4 protein-coding genes are annotated in these 7,663 nt (G+C 64.6%); all 4 read right to left on the bottom strand.

All coding sequences use genetic code 11. The features are described from left to right. Nucleotides 1-25 precede the first annotated feature (25 nt). A complete protein-coding gene (locus NKI08_RS22035) occupies nt 26-3,274 on the bottom strand; it encodes an AfsR/SARP family transcriptional regulator (RefSeq protein WP_352772063.1) in 3,249 nt (1,082 codons plus the stop codon). Between the two features lie 437 nt (nt 3,275-3,711). Then, the gene (locus NKI08_RS22040) at nt 3,712-4,434 is read right to left on the bottom strand and encodes a phosphoadenylyl-sulfate reductase (protein WP_352502966.1); all 723 of its coding nucleotides are present in this window, start codon (nt 4,432-4,434) and stop codon (nt 3,712-3,714) included. Between the two features lie 36 nt (nt 4,435-4,470). After that, nucleotides 4,471-5,901, bottom strand: coding sequence for a putative sulfate exporter family transporter (locus NKI08_RS22045; RefSeq protein ID WP_352772065.1), 1,431 nt, complete (start codon nt 5,899-5,901; stop codon nt 4,471-4,473). Then, nucleotides 5,898-7,541 (bottom strand): di-heme oxidoredictase family protein, encoded by a 1,644-nt coding sequence (locus tag NKI08_RS22050; protein ID WP_352772067.1) that lies wholly within the window; start codon nt 7,539-7,541, stop codon nt 5,898-5,900. Before NKI08_RS22050 ends, NKI08_RS22045 begins: the two co-directional genes overlap by 4 nt. Nucleotides 7,542-7,663: the final 122 nt, after the last annotated feature.

Genomic DNA, 7,663 nt, shown 5'->3' on the forward strand with positions numbered 1-7,663 from the left:
ACCATGGCCATAAGAACGTGTCGTTTCAATACGAGGATCGGGACGCCCGTCGCGCGAGATAGGGAGCCACCAGCGCGCGTATGTCTGCGGCCGCTACGTCACCGGCAGCACGCAATGCGCGCTCGCAGCGCCCATATTCGTCAACTGCGCCTTCGAAATCATTGCGGCACAGTTGCTCCTTTATCAGCGCTTTGCAGATCGGTCCGGCATCTGGATAGAAGTCCAATACCGCTAGATATATCGCCCGTGCTTTGTCGGCTTGGTCGGCCGCCTCCAGCCGCTGGCCGAGCCGCAGCCCAAGATCGATCAGTTCGCGACGCACGCGCTCGCAAGCCGGGAGCGACCAGGAAGCGGTTCGCTCGTGCAACAACAACGGACCCGGGAATGCATGGAAGAGCGCCTCCGCGTCTGGCCGCAATCCCTCCGCATTGACCTTTGCGACAGTCTTGAGCCGTGCTTCCCAGTCGGCGAGGTCGACCCAGACCTTGTCCGATGCAAGGCGAAGCTTGCCTTCGCGCTGGACGATGAGGTCGGTCCGTCCCAACAGCTTGCGCAGCCGATGAAGCGCCTGGTCGCACGCCGCCCGCGCCTGGTCGCCGTCGAGGTTGGGCCACAGCCAGTCCTGAATGGTCTCCTGCGAGCGGGTATTTTCCTTTGAGATCGCCAGCACTCGCAGGATGTCGAGGGCCTTCGTCGGCGGCTTCGCGCCGAGCGCGAGAGGGTTTGCATCGAGTTCGAGCCGAAAGCCTCCGAGGACGTGGACCCTGAGCGGCCAGGGCCAGGCGGTGGGCCGCCGGGGCGGCGGCTCGAGCCGGCGTTCGCGGATCAACGACCGGCAGAACTCGGGCTCGATGCCGCGCTCAAGCGCATCGCCAAGCAGTTCGGCGAGCAATTCCGGGACATTGAGCAGCACCATTGGCCAGCTGATGTCGCGCAGCGCTTCCAGGAAGGCCTGCAGCCGGTCGCCATAGTGCGGATCGTCGCTCCACAGGTTCTCCAATGCGGCCGCTGCCAGAATGCATATCTCGGTTCGCTTGTGGGCGCCGCCGTCCAGCCGCGGCAGCAGATCGCTGAGAAGCACGGCGGCTTCGCGCGGCTTCCTGTCCGCCAGCAGCACCTGGAACTGCGTGATGTAGTGCGGCCAGCGCTCGATCATCGGCTCGTTGGCCGCCTCGATGGCAGTCATGAAGCGCTCGCAATCCTGGTAAGCGGCCGTGAAATCGCCTTGCCTGGCATGGAGCGCGGCGTGGCAATCGGCGACGACGGCGACCTGCGTGGTGAAACGGCTGTCGGCGATCTCGGCCAAACGCTCGACCACTTGGTGGAACTCGGCAAAATCGTTGCGGACCTTCATCTGCATTTGCAAATGATAGAGCCCCCCGAACTCCACGCCCCTCAGCGATTCGCGCTCGCCAATTGCGATCGCCGCCCGCAACGCCGCTTCGGCCGACGGATAGGGAAAATCCCTTCTCTTATAGGGAAAATAACGTCCACTTTCCGCACCAAAGGCGACCAGCCACATGCCGAGAATCCAAGGCAGCACGCTCTTGTCACTCAAATCGTCAACGACGCTGTCGACGGCCTTGGCGAACAGATCGGCGCGCATGGTCGATACCGAAAGATCGATCAGCGTTTCGCTGGCAAGCAGCCGCAATCCGCTCGGATCGTGCTCGGGATTCCGGGTCAACCGCTCCAGGAGTTCGGTTTCGAGTGCTTGTCCGGCGGGGCTGCTGCGATAGCAGTCGTCGCCGAAGTTCAGCGCCCGCATCATGCCAATGCGTACCAGCATCGCTTCCTCGGAAGGTAGTTCCGGAAGCCCGCGTTCGATCAGCTCGAACGCCCGTCGCGTCCACATGGACAGACCTTCGTACGTGCGCCAGCTGGCAGTCTTGACCAACACCGCCCGCGACACAGTGAGGCACAGGCCGCGCAGATCGTCGGCCTCGCCAAAGGCTTGCCACGCCTTGGACAGCCAACGCTCCGCCGCAGCGTCGTCGGGCATGTGGGCCACGCCCAGCCAATAGAAATGCCAGCCATTCATGATGGTCTCCGGCAATCGGCCGCACCACTCGATGAAGGTCGCGCGGCTCCCTTGCGCCAGCAAGTCCTCTGCGCGGCTCAGCAGCAGGTCGCTCGCTTGGTCCCAGTCGTCGGCCTGTAAGGCGAGGCGTATGGCTTCGTCATGACGGCCCGCCCCCGCAAGGACCTTCGCCGCCTTTCGCCGGAGCGATTGCTGCTCTTCCCTGGCAATTTGCTGTGCGAAACGACGCTCGAGGAAGTCGCGCAAGAGGTCATGAAGGTGAAAGATATCGCGGTTGTTTTCCGAGCGCGTGACCAGAAACTGTCGCCTGTAAAGCCTGTCGAGCAGCTTTCCTGCTTCGCCCGACCCGATCATCTCGTCAGCCAACCCGGCGCTGATTTCGGGCAGCAGATTGAGTTTCAGCAGCATGTCCTGGTCGACGGAGGGAAGGGAAAGGAAGAAATGACGACCGAGAACGTCGGGCAGCACGTTCTGCCCGCCGGGGACCGTCTCCGTTGTGCCGTCCAGTCCGGCTTTGGTGCCTTGGTCCGCGAGCAGGACGAGCCCGACCGCCCAACCGCGCGCCGCCTCGACATCGACCCGAGCGGCGTCCCTCGAACGCAGGTGGACGAGATCGCGCGCTTCCGCGGTCGAGAATTCGAGCGCGTGGCGGTCGATGACAGCCATTTTGCCCTTGAGAATGAGGTCGCCCAATTCCTCCTGGGGCAGCGTGCGTGAGACACAGATGCAGCGGACGGTGTCAGGAAGTTCACGGAACATCTCGGAAAGCACCGCCCGAAATTCTGCGGTATCGGCGTCGTGCAAATCATCGAGCACCAGAATTGTGCCGGGCTTTAGCCGAGCGAAATAGGCTCTGGAAAAGCGCCTGGCGAACTCCTTCGGCTGCTCGGCATACTCGACGCCGAAGACCGGCATGTCTCCAGCCGAGACTGAGTCCAGCGACTGCGCCAGATATTGAAAGAACCGCGCTATATCCTGGTCGCCCTCATCGACACGGTACCATATGTGCGGCGCCTCGACGCTTTCGAGATAATCGATGACCGCGGTCGTCTTGCCGTAGCCGGCCGGTGCCGCCACCCAGCATACGCTCGACCGCGACACCCGATCGATCGCTTCGAGAACGCGGTTCCGCCTCAATATCCTGGCGCTGCGCGGGGCCGCCAGCTTGGCGATCCGGCCTGTGCCCGAGAGCGGTTGCGTCGCATCGGCTTCAAAGGCATCTAAGGCGGCCATGGGGGCTCCCGCTCGACCAATCATCGAGCGACGGTCGTGCTGCCATGACCGTCCCGCCGATCCGATTGACGTTAGCCTGGCGCAGTCATGCGACAATTCGTGGGGGCTTCGTAGATGAAGCGGCACTGGCTGATCCCGGGAGGGCGGATCTCGATGGTTGCGCAACCTGAAACTGGGCAATGGACGGCGGGCGAACCTCGCACTCGGTCTTCGACCGTCGGCTCCAAATCCGGTAGAAGACCTGATCATGGCTATTCCCTCCGATTGGCAAGCTCATGGGCTGCCTGGCAGTCCTTTCCAAACGCACGAGCTCATCCTGTGCGCAGTGGCATCCGCGCACATCGGTACGGTCACCTAGTTTCCCGGCGATTGATCTCCCAGTTTTCGCAAGCGTGCCTAGTTTTCAAGGCTTGTTGGGCGCCCGGGTCTTCGGTGCCTTACGCAACCGGAAATCGGGAAGCGGACGGGACCGGATTGTGCGAGGGGATGGGCGACCGGTGGATCCCGCACTCTGTTTTCGACAATCCGCTCCAGCGGCCCGCGCGCGGATTGTCCGCACTGCCGCACGCGACGGTGCAGGGCGCACAACCGATCGAGAAATAGCCTTTTTCGATGAGCGGATGCCGGGGGAGGCGATGATGGTCGAGATAGACCTCGATCTGCTGCCGGGTGAAGCGGGCGAGTGGCTCGATCTTCAGGCGTCCGTCAGTTTCTTCCAGCGTCGCAACATCCGTGCGAACTCCGCCATGATAGCGCTTGCGGCCGGAAATCCAGGCCTTGAAACCGCTCAGGGCCTTCTCGAGCGGCAGCACCTTGCGGATGTGGCAGCACCGGTCCGGATCGCTGCGGTGCAGCGATCCAGAGCCGTCGAGCACCCGCAGGACGTTTGCCCGGGGCGTGACGATGCGCACGTCGGTGAGGCCGAGCAAGGCCGTCAATTGCGTACGATAGGCGACCGTTTCCGCAAACAGCTTTCCGGTATCGAGCGTGGCGATGGGGAGCGACCTGTCGATCGATGCGGCCATGTGCAGCAACACCGCAGATTCCGCGCCAAATGAGGAGACGAGCGCTACCTTTCCGCGGAACAAGTCGGTGACGAGTGGCGCCAGCAGCTCGGGTCCGTCGAGATGGTTCAGCTCCGCGATGATGCCTTCATGCATGGCGATTCGGTCCGGTTTTGGCGTGACGCGGCCGGTTCATAGTCTGCTCACGAAATCGAGGACCGCCTGGCGGTCGGCCTCGTCCAGGCCGAAGAAGCGGTCGCGGACGATCTGCGCCGTGCCGCCATGCGCGAACACTGCATCGCGCAGTGTGGTCGCGCGGCCGTCATGCAGGAAGCGCTGGCGCAGGCGGATGCCGACCAGCGGCGTTGTCCGCCATTCGGCGCCGATGGCGTTGCCCTGGATGATCTTGTCGTCGAGCGCCGATCCCATGTCGTGCAGTAAAAGGTCCGAGTAGAGCCTGACTTCGCCTTTTGTGCCCGCCAGCGCCGGCACATGGCATTTGGCGCAGCCGACCGAAGCGAAGAGCCTTCCGCCATCGCTGGCCAGCATTGCGCTTTCGCTCGAGACCGACGGCGAGGCCAGGAAGCCGGCCGAGAACGGGATCAGTGCGCCAGAGGCCAGGGTTGCCGACAAAAGCACTCCGCTGGAGCCGAGGCCGATCAGGCGCCACGCACCGCCGGCTTCGCCGAGACGGCCGATGCGTGTGGTGATCCCGAGCGCGACCATCACCATCAGGAACAGGAACTGGTCGACGTCGAGAATGCCGCGGCGCAATTGCGGATCGAGCGTGATTTGCGAATTGAGCATCACCACGCCGATGAAGGCGACGATGAACCACGGGAACGGGATCGGCGTTGCTCCGGGCGCGCTCTTGCGGCCGCGAAAGAACGTGCCGATGGCCAGCAGAAGCGGGATGAGCATCAGCACCTTGCTGAGCTTGACGAGGGTAGCGGTGTTCAGCGCCCCGTCCGAGACTGCGAAGGAGGCGCCGTAGACCTGCGCCAGTTCGAAGATGCTCGCGCCGACGAACACGCCGTAGAGCCGGTCGTCGAGATGCGGCAGCCAGCCGCCCAGGAACATCACGGGATAGACGAGCAGCGCCGCGGTGCCGCTGAGCGTGATCAGGGCGATCGCAACCCCCGCGCTCTGGTCGCGTGCGCGCATCAGCGCAGCCACTGAGAGAATGGCGGCTGCGCCGCAGACGGCGCTTCCGACCGCGACCAGCAACGCGATCTCGGCCTCCAGCCTGAACAGCCTACGTGCGATGGCGTAGAGCAAAGCCGCGACCAGGATCAGTTCGATGGCCGCCACCGCGAGCGGCATCAGCCCGAGATCGAGGAACAGTGGCGTCGTGATGCGGAAGCCGACAAGGACGACCGCCAGGCGCAACAGGTAGCGCTTGGTGAAGTCGAGCCCCGGGCGCAGGACGTCGGGGCAGGCAAAGCTGTTGCCGATCAGCAGCCCGAAGAGCATGGCGACGAGGACCGGATTGCGCGACAGCGGCTCGCCCAATCCGCCGGCAATCCAGCCGCCCGCAAGGGCGAGCGCGGCCGCCACGGCTATACCGGGCAAGATCGAGTGCGCTTGTTCCGGCGCATGCGAAAACGTCAGGGCGATGCTCATCGCCTGGCCTCCTCGGCCGGGGTGAGCGTTCGCAGATAGGCAGCCACCGCCTCGATCTCTCCGGACCCTTGTTCGACGGGTTGCGTGTCCGTCCCGCTGTGGCCGGAGACGACGCTGGTGATGCCGAGCTCCCTGGTGAAAGCGTCGGCGACCATCTCTTCGAGGACCGCAATGTCGGCCTTCCAGCCATAGCGGCCGACGCGCGTCGCGCCGTTGGCATCGAGGACATAGTGCGGGCGGCCCTTGATCCCGTCGCCTTTGCTGACTGCCTGCGCCTCGATGACGCTGTCGGGTATGTCGTCTATGCCAGCGACGCCGTAGAGGCTGGGCGGCATGCGCAGCGAGATGACATTGGCCTGCTGCGGCAGTGCAGCCGGTTCAGCCGCGATGCCGGCACCATCGCGCAGCATGTAGCGCCGGGCGACCGGGCTGTTGGGATGATCGATCGGGACCGTGCGCCCGGATCCCGGATCCATATGGGCTATCCTGCGCGCGAAACGGTTCTCATCCGCGCTCGCACCGCCGGGGCCGGGATGACAGGACAGGCAGGACGTCGCATTGAACAATGGTCCAAGACCGGTCCGCGGCGTGAAATCGGTGTGAAACAGCTCCCTTCCGCGAGCGGCGAGATCGGGGTTGGCGGCAGCATTTTGCGTCTGCTGGGCCGTCGCCGACACGCCGTGCTCGTCAAAAGCAGGAACCTCGAGCAGCGCTCCGTCGCGGCCGGGAAATCCGGGAAGCTCGCCGCCTATCGTTATCCAGATCCGCTGCGCGTCCGCCGACATTGCGATGGCTCGCAGGCGATCGCCGCCGAGAGGCCCAAGGCCAGGGATGTCGATCGTCGCTCGGGCGAGAAGCCGGCCGTCCTGGCTTATGCGCAGCAGCGAGCCGTCGCCGCGATTGGCGACGAACAGGTCCGACCCCCCGGCAAGCGTCGTATGGCTCGAAAAGTGCGGATTGGCGATCTCGGGGACAGCGGCGGCAATGTCGACTGGACGATCGAATTCCGGCAGCGAGACCATGCCAGCCCCGGCGACCGTGAAATGCCGCCGGTCGTCTTGCAGTTTCAGCAGCACCAGCCGGTCGCGGCCGGGGTCGGCGATGTAGAGAACACGGTCCGGGTTCCACTTGAAGGCAATGCCGATGACGCCGGGATCGTCGCCGCTGTTGCGGCCCATGCTCACCGTGCCAGGGCCGGCTAGGCCGTCGACACCGTCCTGGACATGGATCTGGACCACGCTGCCGTCCGCAGTGACCGCGCCGAACACGGCAAATCCGCTGCCGTCCGGTGACGGGCCGAGAAACGCCGTTCCGAGCGCACCGGTCTGCAGCCCGCCGGGCGTCAGTTGGCCGCTTGCCCGGTAGTTCAGCCGCTTCGCCAGCCATCCGTTGGCCAGCCAGCCGCTCGCCAGCCATCCAGTGGGTTGAGCGATCTGCGCTTGTTCGCGATCGGTAGACCGGCCGCCGGCCAATCCGTTCGGCGCGTTGGCGATCCAGGGCCTTCCAAAGGCGTTGTTGATCGAGATGTAGCGCGGTCCGGATGCCGCCGCCAGCCGCGCCGTTCGAGCCTGGCCATTGTAGCGCCGGTTGAGGAATGGCTCGCTCTGCGCCGTGTAGAGCTGGACTGGGCTCTCCGCCATAGTCGGCTAGATCTTGGTCGGTGAGATCCTGCGGAACCAGGATCGTGCCCGATTTGTCGCCGCGCGGATCGATTGACAGGATCGCGCCAGGTTTGATTACGAGATCGCCTGGTGGCGCGCCG

Source organism: Mesorhizobium sp. M0768 (assembly GCF_040320195.1).
Taxonomy (GTDB): domain Bacteria; phylum Pseudomonadota; class Alphaproteobacteria; order Rhizobiales; family Rhizobiaceae; genus Mesorhizobium.